A 14,685-nucleotide genomic window follows, 5' to 3' on the forward strand; every position below is an offset into this window, starting at 1 on the left:
CTGGGTCATGTGGCAAAACCAGACAAGAATGAGTCGCTCTTCTTCGAAGGGACTCTGGCGCAACGGACAGGGGGCTCGAAGACGGGTTAGTCACACGGGAGACGTTCGGCAGGTATAAGGGAAAAGCCCCTGGCCCGGACGGGCCAGGGGGTGAATCAGAAATTGAAGCCCATGCCGACGCTGTAGTACAGAATACCATCGTCATAGTTGTCATCGACGTCGCTTCCACTGTCGAACAGGAACTGGTATTGCACCATGCCCTGCACGAAAGTCTTGTCCAGAACGTAGTACTTCAGGCCGGCTTCAGGACCGGCGGAGAAGGTTTCTTCCGTACGGTCACCGTAGTTGTAGCCGAGGTTGGCGCCAATGAATGGGCGTAGTTCATTGCGACCGAAGTGATAGTCGTAAAAGCCTACGGTTGCGCCATCAAGGTCGGTGTCGTCGCCGTCGCGATCGGAAATGCTGAGGGATTGACGGATACCGAGCTGGCCCTGGTTGCTGAGGTACTGGCCGTAGCTTGCGGTCATGGCGAAGGCGTTGTTATCCAGATCCTTGTCGCTTTGGCCCTGGCCGCCGAGGGTGACTTCACGGTCACCACTCACTGCCTGAGCAAATACCAGGGAAGGGGCGAGGGCGGTCGCTATAAGAGTGACTTTCAGAAGCTTGTGCATATCCGGTTCCTTCTGCGATGAAAAAGTGGGCAAGCGCCCGAGGCGCTATGCCCCACTGGTTCATTGCAGAAGGCATGCCATTATCGACAATAGTGGGCTTTCGTCGGAAAGTGATTGGAAGTAGACAGTTATCTGTTGTATTTCAAGCAATTTCTTATATGGCCAGCAGGGCGACATGCCAATGCTGGTCTGGCCTGTTATATCAAAATTACCGAAATGGCGGTAAGTTTTACCGATTCACAGCCGGATATACCCCCTCTGGTGGAACGATAGGTCAGTCTATTCCGGATAACCGGTTATGCGCCTGATGTCCTTGTAAAGTGGCGCCAGCCGCCGGTACATGGGACGGTAAACTGACTTGTAAAGCTGCTCATACAGTTGACGGGCCTCAGGGTCGGGTTCGAACACCTGTGCCGGGCGGGACATGCCTTTTGCGGCGGCCTCCACCGACGGGTACCGTCCCAGTGCTGCCATGGCCACCATGGCAGCACCCAGGCCTGAGGTTTCCGGGCTTGCCGCGCGACCGGCGGGTATGCCGAAAATGTCCGCGGTCAGCTGCATGGCGGCGTCGCTGCGGGCACCACCGCCGGCCACCCGCAGTGTGGTGATGGGGATGCCACTGCGTTTTTCGATACGTTCCTTGCCTTCCCGCAAGGCATAGGCCAACCCTTCCAGTATCGCCCGGTAGATGTGGGCCCGGGTATGCACGTCGCCAAAGCCGATCATCGCGCCCTTGGCTTCCGGCCCCGGGTGGCGAACAGCAGGTGACCAGTAGGGTTGCAGCATCAGGCCCATGGAGCCGGGTGGCACAGCATTAACCAGCTCGTCGAACAAGTCCTCCGGGGCGATGCCCTGCTCCTCGGCGATATTCTGTTCGCGCAGTCCAAACTCCCGTTTGAACCAGCTCACCATCCAGTAACCCCGGTAGATCATTACCTCGGTGGAGTAATGGCCGGGCAGGGCGGAGGGGTAGGGTGGCAACAGCCGCACCGGCTCCACATATTTGTGATTGGTGACATTGATGGTGGCGGTGGTACCGTAGCTCAGGCAGGCCACATCCGGTGCGGTACCACCGCTGCCCAGCACTTCGCAGGCCTTGTCAGAGGCGCTGGCGATCAAGGGCAGCTCTGCTGGCACCCCAAGGTGGCGGGCGGCGTCTGCTGTCAGGTGGCCCAGGGTATCGCCGGGTCGGACCAGCTCCGGCAGCTGGTTCCGGCGTACCGGCATCAGGTGCCATTTGAAATTCCTTCGGCCGGCCCAGCGATGGTGCCTGTAGTCGAAGGGCAAATAGCCCACCTGGCAGGCGGTGGAGTCCCGGTACTGGCCGGTCAGGCGCCAGGTCAGATAACCGGAGAGCAGCAGGTACTTGCGGGTACGCTGCCAGTTGTCCGGCTCGTGCTGGGCCAGCCAGTTAGCCTGGGCATTGCGCCGGAACTGGTTGACCGTGTCTTCCAGGCGCAGGGCTCTGAATAGCCAGCCCCAAGGGGCAGGGATTGGTCCGTGTATATCGGCGTGACGCTGGTCCAGCCAGATAATGGCAGGGCGCAGGGGGCGCCCCTGGTCGTCCAGGGTCACCACCGTACCCCGCTGGGTGGTCAGGGTTACGCCCATGACCTGGTCAGGTGTGGCGCCGGTGCTCTGCCAGAGCAACCGGCAGGCCTGCCCGAGATTGTCCCAGAAATAGTCCGGATGTTGCTCTGCCCAGCCAGGGTGGCGGGAAAAATAGGGGTCAATGGGCTGATGGCCACGCCCCACCAGATTGCCAGCAGGATCGAACAGCAGGGCTCGCACGTTTTGCGTACCCTGATCGATGGCGAGGACCAGCGAAGGTTTCATGGCGTTTCCGGCTCCGTGGGCAGGTGATAGGCAGCATGCCAGAGGCCCAGGTAGCGGTGGATTTCTCCCTGCCAGTCGTCGTCGGACCAATCCAGTTCCAGGGCCAGGCGTTGCCGGATCTCCGGTAACAGCGCCCGGGCGCCCTCCGGCAGAATCAGGCCCAGACGGCTGCGCCGTAACAGCAGATCGTCCAGGTGTACTACCGACTCATTTCTCGCTGCCCAGTGCAGTTCCGCCCACAGGTATTGGCTTCCGGGGATCTCCTGCAATGGTCCTGCTTCCAGTACCTGGCCGAGCCGGGGGCCGTATTGCCCCCTGAGCCGGCGCCATGTCAGATGGCGAATCTCCGGCGGCCTCCTGAGCGGTGGTGCCGCCCGGAACATCGGCGTATCGTCGTCCTGCAGCATCATGTGGGTCAGCCGCGGTGCCCCGATGACCAGCACATCCCGGGCGATCCGGCGGAAGGTTGTCAGCTTGCCACCGGCAACCGAGACCAGCCCGCCTTCGTCCCAGATGACGTGTTCACGGCTTTCGTCCGACGGTGCGCGCCGGGTTTTCCAGGTGACCACTGGACGTATGCCGGCCCAGGTGGAGATGACGTCACTGCGGTCAATGGCTGCTGCGGGGAAGGCGTTCTCGACGGCCTGGAACAGGTACGTCAGCTCCTCTGTGGAGATCCGGGGCTCGTGATCCAGGTTGTCGGTATGGTCGAGATCGGTGGTGCCAATGACCGTGCGGCCCAGCCAGGGAAAGATGAACACCGGGCGCTTGTCCCGGGGGTGTGACAGGGTCAGGGAAACGGACACCGGCAGACGTCTGAACGGGACCACAATATGGCTGCCCCGCAGTGGCCGGATATGCTCCTTGCCATGGGATTCCCGCCACAGCCTGTCCGCCCAGGCACCGGTTGCATTGACTACGACAGATGCGGACAGGGTCTGTTCTGCGGGTTGCTCCGGACGCTGATCCTCTAGGGTCACCGACCATGGCGCATCCTCCGACTTCTCGACACGGGTAACGCGCAGGTAGTTGTGGGTTTCCGCGCCCAGGGAGCGGGCCTCATCCAGTACACGCAATACCAGCCTGGCATCGTCGGTGACGGCATCGCTGAAACCGGAAGCGGCCTTGAGCCCCTCGGTTTTCAGGCCGGGCAGCCATTGCAGCATTTCAATAATGTTGATTCTATGCCGGTACCTTTCACCACCGAACCGGTCGTACAGCCACAGCACCTTGCCGAACAGCCAGGGGCCGGGAAAGCTTCCGCGGTAATGGGGCATGACATAACGCATGCGGTCCACCAGCCCGGGCGCCTGGTCCAGCATGCGCTGGCGCTCACGAACGGAGTCGCGGGTAAGGCTTAAGTGTCCCGCGGCCAGGTAGCGCAGTCCGCCGTGAACCATCTTCGACGAACGGCTGGATGTGCCCCAGGCAAAGTCTTTTTGCTCCACCAGCAGGGTAGCCAGACCGGCTGCGGCGGCTTCCCGGGCAACGCCGGCGCCAGTGATGCCACCGCCAATGATAAGTACGTCGTAGTGGGGGTTCAGTTCGAAAGAACTCATGACCCCGTCCGGTTATCGTTCCCGCTGGAATCCGTTTCGTCCCGGAGCAGGGTGCCCGGGTTCAGGCGGTTACCGGGGTCAAAGGTGGTGACCAGGCCGTGCAGGGCGGCCATGCCCAGTTCGCCCTTTTCCTGCGGTAGCCATGGGGCATGGTCCTTGCCGACGCCGTGCTGGTGCGAGATGGTGCCACGGTTGTTGACGATCAGGGCCGAGGTGGTCTCCTTCAGGTGCTTCCAGCGTTCATGGGTCGCTTCGTAGTCAGCCGCGACCGGAAACACGTAGGTGGTGTAGATACTGCTGCCCTGAGGATAAACGTGGGACAGGTGGCTGAACACATGGACCGGCTGCTCTTCGTGGGAGAGACCGTGGCGCAGGTTAACTTCGATCAACCCCATCAGATAGTCCACATTGTCCCAGTCGGTGGCGGTTTCCAGGGTATCGACGGCATAGCCTTGCTGCCACAGACTTTCCCGTAAGTAGGGCATGGCAAAGCGTTTCCTTGCCCATTTCCGGCCCATGCCGGTGCCCATGTATACGGCGCGGAAGGGTTTACAGAAGGCGCGCACTTCTTTCAGCGCGAACCGGCACTGGCGTTTGGTGCCGGTAATGCCGAAGGTCATCATGCACTTGCCGTCACCGGCACCGTGGAGCTTGAGATAGGTTTCCAGCAGGCCGGTCATCAACGGGTGGCCAGCCAGCGCCAGCTGGGTTGTCGTTTCCACGGCATTGCTCAGCCGCAGCATGGACAGGGGAAGTTTTGCCTGAACCATCCTGCGAGCCGCTTCCCGGGCAAGATGCCAGTTGCGGAAGACCATCACATGGAAGGACTCCCGTTCCGGCAATGGGGTAACCCGTACCTTTGCCTCGGTAATGATGCCGATACGGCCTTCGGATCCGAGCACCATTTCCCGCACATCCGGCCCGGCGGAGGAGGCGGGCAGGGTGGGTATGTTCAGGGTGCCGCGCAGGGTTTCCACGGTGCCGCCGGCGAACAGCTGCTCGATGCGGCCATAGCGCAGGGATTGCTGTCCGCTGGAGCGACTGGCGATCCAGCCGCCGAGGGTGGACAGTTCAAAGGACTGGGGAAAGTGGCCGAGGGTGTAGCCGCGTGCCCGCAGCTGTGACTCCACCAGGGGGCCGGGGGTGCCGGCGCCGAAGGTGGCTATCTGGCTCTCCGTGTCCAGGTCGAGCAGGTGGTTCATTTGCTCCAGGCTAATGGTGAGTACCGGGGTATCGTCATCCAGAGGATTGATATGGCCTGCGACACTGGTTCCGCCACCATAAGGGATAACGTTGAATCCCTTCTCGGCGGCCAGGTCCAGCAGTGTCCGGACCCGCCAGGCATCCTCCGGTTGTGCCACGCCGTCGGGGAACACCTGGAATTGGCCACTACGCATGGCCAGCCAGTCGGGCAGGCTCTGGCCCCTGGCGTGGCGGATGCGGGTTTCCGGGTCTGTGTTGATCAGGGGGTGGTCTGGCAGGCGGGATGGGGGCACCTGAGCTATGACGTCTTCCAGGGAGGTGTCCGGCAAGGGTTTGGCGGGGCCAATGCGTTCCTTGAGGAATTTGAGGCCAGTGCCCGGGAGTTCTGGCTGGATACTGTCGTCACCCCAACCGTTCCATCTACGCATGGTGTGCTTCCCTTATGTTTTTTGTCTGCTTCACCGTGCCAGTGGAGGCGGTTCGGTATGCTTTTCCCGGACCACCTCCACCCAAGCAATTCAGGTGCCTGACACTTTCCTGATCTTGTCAGTAAAACCAGACCTAATAAAGTGCCAAAGGGTTTATAAACTGAACAGGTTATCCTGCGCCGAAAAAAGCAATGCGGTTTTACGTCGCAAAGACGTGTAATCTCCCCATTTCTAAGCGACTCCATACACTTTCCCTGAGGTTTCCCATGGCCCGTTTCGAAGAGCTTGGTACCGCCATTATTCCCGGCAAGGGCACAAAGTTGCGTTTGCTGCGTCGCAATGACGAGTTTTCCATCAGGATTGCCGGCAGTTCCGGGGAGTTGATGAACAGTCGCCTGCATGGATCGGAAGATGCACTGGCCACACTGGCCTGCGAGTGCCTGACGGACAATCCTGCGCCACGGGTGTTGATCGGTGGCCTGGGGATGGGCTTTACGCTGGCGGCTGCCCTGCAGTCGCTGGGGCCGGCGGCCGAGGTGACGGTGGCCGAGCTGGTGCCGGAGGTGGAAACCTGGAATCGCGGCCCCCTGGGCGAGGCGGCCGGGTATCCGCTGAAGGACCCGCGGGCGCGGGTCCATCTCGGGGATGTGGTGGAGCTGATTCAGTCTTCTCCGGCTGCTTACGACGCCATTTTGCTGGATATCGACAACGGTCCGGAGGGGCTGACCCGCAAGGAAAATGACTGGCTCTATACCACGGCGGGTATTGCCGCCGCCCAGGCAGCGCTCAGGCCGGATGGGGTGCTGGCGTACTGGTCAGCGGGGCACGACCCCACCTTCACCGAGCGGCTGAAGCGTGCGGGGCTGTCCGTGGAGCCGGTGACGGTGCGGGCCCACCGCCCGGGCAAGGGCGCCCGTCATGTGATCTGGCTGGCCTGGTAAAGACCCCGGCGCAGATTCAGGTGCGCCGCTAGTCTTCGTCGTCGTCCTGTTCCCGCTCCCGGCGTTCCCGGTCCTCTTCTTTGGCCGCGTCGATCACTTCCATCACCTCGTCGACATCGGCTTTGGTTTCATCCCGGGTGAAGAGGCCGGTTAACGGGCTTTCCGGATGAAGCTTGCCGGATTCGTATAGCGCCCAGATTTCGCCGGCGTAGTCTGTCTTGAGCAGCTCGGGAGCAAAACGGCCGAAATAACGGCGCATATTGTCCACATCGCGCTGGAACATGCGTTCGGCGTTGTTGTTGCTGGCGGCGTCGACGGCCTGGGGCAGGTCGATGATCACCGGGCCGTGCGGGTCAACCAGTACGTTGAACTCAGACAGGTCACCGTGGATCAGGCCGGCGCAGAGCATGCGCACGATCTCGGCGATGATCCGGCCATGGTAGTCCACGGCCTGCTCCGGGGTGAGGGTGACCTCATCGAGTCGCGGTGCCGCCTTGCCAGAGTCATCGGATACCAGTTCCATCAGCAGCACGCCGTCCACGAACCCGAAGGGTTCCGGTACCCGCACGCCGGCAGAGGCCAGGCGGTAAAGAGCGTCGACCTCGGCATTCAGCCAGGCGTCTTCCTGCTCCTTCTGCCCGTATTTGGTTTTCCGGTTCATGGCCCGGGCCCGCCGTGTGTTACGGACCTTGCGCCCTTCCTGATACTCCACGGCCTGTTTGAAGCTTCGTTTCTGGGCTTCCTTGAATACTTTCGCGCAGCGCTGTTGGTCGCCGCAGCGCACAACATAGACCTGGGCTTCCTTGCCACTCATCAACTGGTAAAGAACCTCATCTACCAGACCATCATCTACAAGGGGTTGTAACCGTTTTGGAACCTTCATAAAGCCTTTTGACGTAATAATGAATGCTGGCCTGGCGTTGGCGGACCGCTCCTGCTCTGATAGCCAGAGGGATCTGCCTTATTGTCCAGGATCTCTGCGGGCAGTATAGAGCTCTGGCAACGGAAAAGGCAGTCGAAGGTGCGTTGCGGGCATTATGTCCTGTATATTTTCTGTTTGTCAGTTGTTGCATAACGCAACACCTGTGGTAATCTGAAACGGATGATCCGATAACAGTCAGGAGGTCCCATGACCACAGCGGTCAGACTTGAAGATACCCTGGTACGCCATGCCTCAGCCGAAGGGCAGGTTCAGCGTCGGTCAACCCCGAAGCAGATCGAGTTCTGGGCCGAAATCGGCCGGGCGGTTGCCGGAGAGGTGAGCGCGGAGGACCTGATTGCGATCAGTCAGGGTATACGCAAGGTAAAGGTGGAGCCGGTGATGCCTGAGCCGGTAACCAGTGATGATATCTGGGCCGATGTTGAAGCGGATCGTGAATCCGGTGGGTTGTCCCGTCATATTGCACGGGACCGGATTGTGTACCAGGCTTCGACGAGCCGCCCGGGTTATCTGGAGGCGATATATCCCGATGGCCAGAAGGTTACCGGCCAGTTCCGCAACGGTCGTTTCGAGCCCCTGAGCGGGCAGGGCCATGCAGCCTGAGCTCTGGCTTCTTGTCGGGGGCAATGGTGCAGGAAAATCAACGTTTTACGATCGTTTTTTAAAGCCAAAAAACATCCCTCTGATCAATGCGGATAACATAGCAAGGACGCTCTGGCCCAACGAGCCGGAAAAACACAGCTATGAAGCCGCCCTGATCGCCGAGAAGGAGCGCTTCCGCCTGGTGGAGGAAGGGCAGACCTTCTGCTTTGAAACCGTTTATTCCCATCCTTCCAAACTGGATTTCGTGGCCACTGCCAAGGCCGCGGGGTTTCGTATCCAGATCTTCTATTTTCATCTGGGTGATACCGGGCTGCATAATGCCCGGGTATCGTCACGGGTTCAGGCCGGCGGCCATAGTGTGCCGGAAGAGAAAGTGAATAGCCGGGTGCCCCGGACCTTTGCCAATATCCGCGACTCGGTGGGACTTGCTGACGAGCTTCACCTGGTGGACAACGCCAGTGCCGTAACACCCTATGTCCGCATTGCGTCCTGGAAGGACGGCGTGTGGGAGATTTTCGTACGGGAAACGCCGGCATGGGCTGCACAGATCATGGGCTGACCACCAGGGCACATTACTCGCCCTGAACCACACCACAGGCCATGCGGGCCCCGCCGCCACCCAACGGGCGTGGGTCATCCGAGTAGTTATCACTGCCCCGGTGGATCACCAGGGCACGCCCCTGGAAATCGTCCAGTTGCAGCCGCGGCGCGAGATAGGTCTGCTTGGACTCACCCGCCTGACCCACATGGAGTCGGGGCAGGTCACCCAGGTGACCGCCGGTATCGAACGGACCCTTGTGAGCCCCTGTGTTGTCCGGGTCGTAGTGTCCTCCCGCTGCGCCTGCGGCGATCTTCTCGCCATCTTTGGTTACCGGGCCACAATCCGGGTTTTCATGCAGGTGGAAACCATGAGGCCCCGGACCGAGCCCTTTAAGGTCCGAGGTGATCAGAGCCCCGTGGTCATTTTTTTCAATGGTGACGGTGCCGATAAGATCGCCCTGGCCTTCAGCGGTAACCTGATACATGTCCACGTCAACGCTCTCATTTGCTTGTGCCAACGGGGCACACATCAGAACGGTGGATGCAGCAAGACCCCACAGGCCGGATTTTGCATGAATCATCTCAAGCTCCTTTTAGAATCCTGTCATGGTTGGTTGAAATCAGCAGCGCCCTGCTGATTTGAAGTCTAGTCAAGAATTCCGGGACGGTGTGTCCGCAGGTGGAATCCAGGAGTTGATCAGAGACTCCCTAATAAAAATTAATATTGGGCACTTGTTAGGAGTCTCCCTGGCACCGCAGCGGATTATCTATCTGTGGCAAATTAGAAGGTTACCTTGAAAGCTCGCATTCGGCGGTATCACTGTTGCGTTAATACGCCCGGCGTGGGTCCGCCGAGCGGTTTGACTTTTTTGTGATGTGGTTCCATATTCGACAAAACACTATATGAATGCCTTTAAAAACAATGTGTTGTGTATAAGTTCTTATGTAGCGTTTATGGCCAGTTGTGATTGGATACGGATGCACTCTTTAATGCACATCACCAGATCAGGCAGACATTGTGTTGGTACGGTTGGTTGTCATCGGGTTTATGGCTTCCTGGTCAGTATGGCTGCGTAGACATGGCCTTTCGGTGATCCGGGTGGCTACTGGCTAACGCGAAGGAGTGAAGGCAATGAGTCTTGTCGAGTATGGAATGTCGTTTGAAGCAGGCAGAATGCCCGGCGACAGTGGCTTTGACTTACAGGTCCCGGCCAGGCTGGACGACCAGGGAGATAACCTTGGCCATATCCACCTGGAAGACCAGTTTGGCTCGTCCCTGGTGATGAGGGAGGTGCTGATTCAGGTCCGCCGAGTGGCCCCGACGTCCGCAACGGTGCTGATAACCGGCGAAAGCGGAACCGGCAAGGAAATCATCGCCCGGGCGATCCATGAGCACAGTAACCGACCGGACAGGCCTTTTGTTCCGGTCAACTGTGGCGCCATTTCACCACAGCTGATCGAGAGCGAGCTGTTCGGCCACGAGAAGGGAAGCTTCACCGGGGCGGTGCGCAACCATCACGGTGTATTCGAACAGGCGGATGGTGGAACCCTTTTTCTGGATGAGATCACGGAGATGCCCGTGGAGCTGCAGGTCAAGCTGCTGCGGGTTCTGGAAACCCGTCGGTTTGTCCGGGTGGGAGGTGACCATGAGCAGAACACAGATATCCGCATTATCGCGGCAACCAACCGCTGCCCGGAAGATGAAGTGGAAGCGGGCAAGCTGAGGTCTGATCTGCTGTACCGGCTTCAGGTGTTCCCCATTGAGCTGCCGTCGCTACGGGAGCGCAAGGAAGACATCCGGGACCTGGCGATGCTTTTCCTGCGGGAACTGAACGACGCTGACGGCGACGACAAGTGTTTCGCGAACGCGGCTCTGCTGGCCCTTGAGGGGTACAGCTGGCCCGGGAATATCCGGGAACTCAGGAACGTGGTCCAGCGTGGCTACATCATGGCCGACCACATTATAATGGCCAAAGACATGCTTTCGGAGATAGCGCGGCCTGCACACCCTGTGCCTGTACGGAGGCGCGGGCAAACCCTGACCGTGGACATCGGCACATCGGTGGCCGAGGTTGAGCGAAACCTGATCTTTGCAACCCTGGACCAATGCGGGGGCCGCAAGGACAAGGCTGCCAGCATTCTGGGTGTCAGCATGAAGACACTCTATAACCGCCTTCGCAAGTATGAGCAGACCCATAACCGGCGGGTCACCGACGCGTAAACGCTGCCATGGCGAGCACGGGTACAGCGCTCACCCGGGGCCTATCGCGTCAGGGCCCTGCCAGTACGTGACGGATTGTCCCGGGACAGAGTGCTGCATATGGACGCCCCAAGCTTCGCCACTTTGTGCAAATCTACCCCCGTAGCAAATCCTTCGCCTTCGAGCAGATACAGCACATCCTCGGTAGCCACATTGCCGGTCGCACCCCTGGCGTAGGGGCAGCCACCCAGCCCGGCGACGGCGGAATCGAAGATGCGGATACCCCGCTCCAGCCCGGCGCTGATATTGGCGATGGCCTGGCCGTAGGTGTCGTGGCAGTGCAGGGCCAGAATGTCGGTCCCGGTGTCAGGAATGATCGCATCCAGCAGGGCGTGGATCTCCCGCGGGCGGGCAACACCGATGGTGTCTCCCAATGAGATTTCGTCAACCCCCAGGGCCAGCAGGCTCTGGGTGACATGGGCTACCTGGGCCGGTTGGATGTGTCCCTCATAGGGGCAACCCACCACGCAGGAAACGTAACCCCGCACACGTCGTCCCGACGCTTTGGCACCTTCCACCACCGGACGGAAGCGCTCGATGCTTTCCTCGATGGAACAGTTGATGTTCTTGCGGTTGAAGCTCTCCGATGCTGCCGTGAATACCGCCATGACCTCCGCGGAGGTTTGCAGGGCGGCTTCCAGACCTTTCCGGTTGGGCACCAGCACTTCGGCAGTGACATGAGCGGGCTTGTGGATCAGGGACATGACCTCGTCCGTGCCTGCCATCTGGGGCACCCATCTGGGTGACACGAAGCTGCCTGCCTCGATCCGCCTGTGGCCAGCGGCGACCAGGGCGTCAAACCATTCGGCCCGTTGGGCCGGAAAGACCGGCGTTTTCTCGTTCTGCAGGCCATCCCGAAGGCCTACCTCCACCAGGGTTACCTGATTGTCCATGGGTCAGTCCTCCGGTTGCGCCAGGGTAATCAACACCTGGGCAGCCTCTACATTGCTGCCTGTTTGACAGTGTACTGCCTCTACAGTGCCATCAAACCCGGCTTTCAGGGTGTGTTCCATTTTCATGGCCTCCATGGTCAGCAGGGCCTGGCCGGCGTGAACCGGCTCTCCGGGTTTGCAGAGCAGGGCGGTGACGCGGCCGTGCATGGGGGCGGTCAACTCGGTTTCGTCTGCCACCGCACCCTGGGCTACTTCCGGATGATTGATCCGCGCTTTCCAGGTGGCGGCATCGGCGAACACTGCCAGTTCATCCCCGCGTGCCGCGCTATCGAGCCGGATACGGCGCCCGGACAGCCGAACTTCCAGCGCGCCGTCGGTCATCCGGTCCCAGCGCACGGTGGATTCCTCGTCATCCATACAGAGCGTCAGGCGCCCGTGATCCAGCGCCACTTCGGTAACCTGGTAGTGACCATGGTATCGATCGGCATCGAGATCCAGCTCGAAGGGCTGCCAGTGGCTGTCGTCCACCCGGAAGTTGCGCAAGGTGGCCCAGACATCGCGGTTATCGGCGTGAGCAAACCCGCCCACGCTGTCCATCCAGGCAACCAGGCTCAGACGCTTGCGGAACCAGGAGCTGAACGGAGGATCCAGCAGCGCCTTCTCATGCACTTCCACAAACCGCGTTGTCAGCTCCGCCCGACCAAAGGCATCGTGACGCAGTACCCGACTGACGTAGTCGGTGTTCAGTACCACACCGTCGGTGTGATAGCGGTTCAGGGCCTCGATCAGATTGATGCGGGCGGCATTCCGGTCATCCCCGAAGGCAATCACCTTGGCGAGCATGGGGTCATACCAGGGGGTGATTTCCAGCCCCTGGCAGACGCCGGAGTCCACCCGTACGGTGTTGCTCTCTACAGGCTCATGCAGAGTGTGCAGGCGGCCGGTCTGGGGCAGGAAGCCATTATCCGGGTCCTCCGCGTAGACGCGGGCCTCCATGGCATGGCCCTGGCAGCGGAGGTCATCCTGGTTCCAGGGCAACGCCTCACCGTTGGCAACACGGATCTGCCATTCCACCAGATCGAGCCCGGTGACCATTTCGGTGACCGGATGCTCCACCTGCAGGCGGGTGTTCATTTCCATGAAGAAGAACTCGTGGCTTTCCGGCTCATAGAGAAACTCCACGGTGCCGGCACCCACGTAGCCGATGGCCTCGCCACAGCGCACGGCGGCTTCGCCCATGGATCTGCGAACGTCGTCGGGAATGCCCGGGGCGGGTGCTTCCTCGATAATTTTCTGATGTCGGCGCTGCACGGAGCAGTCCCGGTCGAACAGGTAGACACCGGTGCCATGCTGGTCAAACAGGACCTGCACTTCCACATGGCGCGGCGTTTCCAGGTAGCGTTCCAGCAGTAATGTGGGGTCGCCAAAGGAGGAACCGGCTTCACGCTGGGCCGCTTCCAGCTGATGCCTCAGTTCGCCGGCGTTTCTGACAATGCGCATGCCCTTGCCGCCACCGCCGGCACTGGCCTTGATCAGCAGGGGGAAGCCGATGCGTTCAGCTTCCTTGACGAACACGGCAAGGTCCTGGTCCTCACCGTGGTAGCCCGGCACCAGCGGCACATTGGCTTTGTCCATCAGCGCCTTGGCCGCGCTCTTGGAACCCATGGCAGCGATGGCACTGGCCGGCGGGCCGATAAAGCGCAGATTGGCCTTTTCACAGGCGGCGGCCAGGTCGGTATTCTCCGACAGGAAGCCATAACCGGGGTGAATGGCGTCGGCGCCGCTGGTGCGGGCGGCGGTGATGACCTTTTCGATATCCAGGTAGCTTTTGGCCGCCTCGGCCGGTCCGATACTGATGGCCATGTCTGCCTTCCGGACGAAGGGGGCACGGGCATCGGCATCGGAATGGACAGCCACGGTGTTCAGACCCATGGTTTCGGCGGTTCTGAAAATACGCAGGGCGATCTCACCCCGGTTGGCCACCAACACAGAGGTGATCGCTTTACTCATGAGGTCACCGCCCAGTCCGGAGTGCGCTTGTCGAAGAAGGCGGCCAGGCCTTCCTGCCCTTCATCGCCGGTTCGCAGGCGGGCGATGACTTCGGCAGTATACTGGATCATCTCATCGGAGATGGCGCCACCGGAGATCCCGGTAATCAGCTGCTTGCCGGCCGCCATGGCCGTTGGCCCGTTGCGGAGCAGGGCAGCGATCAGTTCTTCCGCCCTGGCATCCAGCGCATCATCAGCGACCCGTTCGTGGATCAGGCCCAGCTCCAGGGCCCGGTCTGAGCGGATGACTTCGGCGGTCTGGAAATACCGCCGGGCGTGGCGCTGACCCAGGGTGCGGACCACGTAGGGACCGATAGCGGCCGGGGTGATACCGAGCCTGGCTTCGCTGAGGCAGAACTGGCTGTTCTCTGTGCCAATGGCAATATCAGAGGCACAGATCAGCCCCAGGGCACCACCATAGGCCGCGCCCTGAACCAGACACAGAGTGGGGCGGTCGAGACGGTCAAGGGTCTGCATCAGGTTCGCCAGGCGGCGGGCGTCGTCGATGTTTTCCTGCTCACTCAGTTCGGCGGTGCGTTTCATGTAGTTGAGATCGGCGCCGGCAGAGAAATGCCTGCCCTCGCCGGCCAGGACCACCACCCGGCAGTCGGGGTTGCTGCGGGCAGCCTGTATGGCGTCGGTCAATTCGGTGATGATGCGGTCGTCAAAGGCGTTGCGCTTGTCCGGACGGTTGAGGGCGATCCGGGTAACGCCGCGGCTGTCGGTGGTGCTGATGATGGCGGTCTCAGTCATGGAATTCTCC

13 protein-coding genes are annotated in these 14,685 nt (G+C 60.7%); 4 read left to right on the plus strand and 9 right to left on the minus strand.

What is annotated here, in order from left to right; all coding sequences use genetic code 11:
* Positions 1-155 precede the first annotated feature (155 nt).
* From IE079_RS06170 to IE079_RS06185, 4 genes are all read right to left on the minus strand, one after another.
* A complete protein-coding gene (locus IE079_RS06170; RefSeq protein WP_189574353.1) occupies positions 156-671 on the minus strand; it encodes a hypothetical protein in 516 nt (171 codons plus the stop codon).
* Positions 672-950: 279 nt separating this feature from the next.
* Entirely contained in the window at positions 951-2,507 is a 1,557-nt protein-coding gene (locus tag IE079_RS06175) for an FGGY-family carbohydrate kinase (RefSeq protein WP_189574356.1), read from the minus strand.
* Positions 2,504-4,066, minus strand: a complete 1,563-nt coding sequence (locus IE079_RS06180; RefSeq protein WP_189574359.1) for a glycerol-3-phosphate dehydrogenase/oxidase — start codon at positions 4,064-4,066, stop codon at positions 2,504-2,506. Before IE079_RS06180 ends, IE079_RS06175 begins: the two co-directional genes overlap by 4 nt.
* A complete protein-coding gene (locus tag IE079_RS06185) occupies positions 4,063-5,697 on the minus strand; it encodes an FAD-binding oxidoreductase (protein WP_189574362.1) in 1,635 nt (544 codons plus the stop codon). The genes IE079_RS06180 and IE079_RS06185 overlap by 4 nt, the downstream gene beginning before the upstream one ends.
* 266 nt (positions 5,698-5,963) lie before the next feature.
* Between IE079_RS06185 and IE079_RS06190 the strand changes: the two genes are divergently transcribed.
* The gene (locus tag IE079_RS06190; protein ID WP_189574365.1) at positions 5,964-6,638 is read left to right on the plus strand and encodes a spermine/spermidine synthase domain-containing protein; all 675 of its coding nucleotides are present in this window, start codon (positions 5,964-5,966) and stop codon (positions 6,636-6,638) included.
* A gap of 28 nt (positions 6,639-6,666) precedes the next feature.
* Here the strand turns inward: IE079_RS06190 and IE079_RS06195 are convergent, their stop codons facing one another.
* Entirely contained in the window at positions 6,667-7,521 is an 855-nt protein-coding gene (locus IE079_RS06195) for a PA4780 family RIO1-like protein kinase (RefSeq protein WP_189574367.1), read from the minus strand.
* Between the two features lie 246 nt (positions 7,522-7,767).
* Between IE079_RS06195 and IE079_RS06200 the strand changes: the two genes are divergently transcribed.
* Together IE079_RS06200 and IE079_RS06205 are read left to right on the plus strand one after the other, a co-directional pair.
* The gene (locus IE079_RS06200) at positions 7,768-8,181 is read left to right on the plus strand and encodes a TA system antitoxin ParD family protein (RefSeq protein WP_189574369.1); all 414 of its coding nucleotides are present in this window, start codon (positions 7,768-7,770) and stop codon (positions 8,179-8,181) included.
* A complete protein-coding gene (locus tag IE079_RS06205; RefSeq protein WP_189574371.1) occupies positions 8,171-8,740 on the plus strand; it encodes an ATPase in 570 nt (189 codons plus the stop codon). The genes IE079_RS06200 and IE079_RS06205 overlap by 11 nt, the downstream gene beginning before the upstream one ends.
* Positions 8,741-8,753: 13 nt before the next feature.
* On the opposite strand, the gene sodC is transcribed toward IE079_RS06205, so the two are convergent.
* Entirely contained in the window at positions 8,754-9,302 is a 549-nt protein-coding gene (sodC, locus tag IE079_RS06210; protein WP_189574373.1) for a superoxide dismutase family protein, read from the minus strand.
* 551 nt (positions 9,303-9,853) lie between these two features.
* Between sodC and IE079_RS06215 the strand changes: the two genes are divergently transcribed.
* Positions 9,854-10,942, plus strand: a complete 1,089-nt coding sequence (locus tag IE079_RS06215; RefSeq protein ID WP_189574375.1) for a sigma-54 interaction domain-containing protein — start codon at positions 9,854-9,856, stop codon at positions 10,940-10,942.
* A 41-nt stretch (positions 10,943-10,983) separates the two neighbouring features.
* Here the strand turns inward: IE079_RS06215 and IE079_RS06220 are convergent, their stop codons facing one another.
* Genes IE079_RS06220 through IE079_RS06230 form a run of 3 tightly spaced genes read right to left on the minus strand, consistent with a single transcriptional unit; the run spans position 10,984 to position 14,675 of the window.
* On the minus strand, positions 10,984-11,874 hold the full coding sequence (locus IE079_RS06220; RefSeq protein WP_189574376.1) for a hydroxymethylglutaryl-CoA lyase: 891 nt from the start codon (positions 11,872-11,874) through the stop codon (positions 10,984-10,986).
* A gap of 3 nt (positions 11,875-11,877) precedes the next feature.
* Positions 11,878-13,884 (minus strand): acetyl/propionyl/methylcrotonyl-CoA carboxylase subunit alpha, encoded by a 2,007-nt coding sequence (locus tag IE079_RS06225; protein ID WP_189574377.1) that lies wholly within the window; start codon positions 13,882-13,884, stop codon positions 11,878-11,880.
* Complete coding sequence (locus IE079_RS06230; protein WP_189574379.1) at positions 13,881-14,675, minus strand: enoyl-CoA hydratase-related protein; 795 nt, start codon at positions 14,673-14,675, stop codon at positions 13,881-13,883. The genes IE079_RS06225 and IE079_RS06230 overlap by 4 nt, the downstream gene beginning before the upstream one ends.
* Positions 14,676-14,685: the final 10 nt, after the last annotated feature.

The sequence above is a fragment of the Marinobacter zhanjiangensis genome (genome assembly GCF_014651935.1).
Lineage (GTDB): Bacteria > Pseudomonadota > Gammaproteobacteria > Pseudomonadales > Oleiphilaceae > Marinobacter > Marinobacter zhanjiangensis.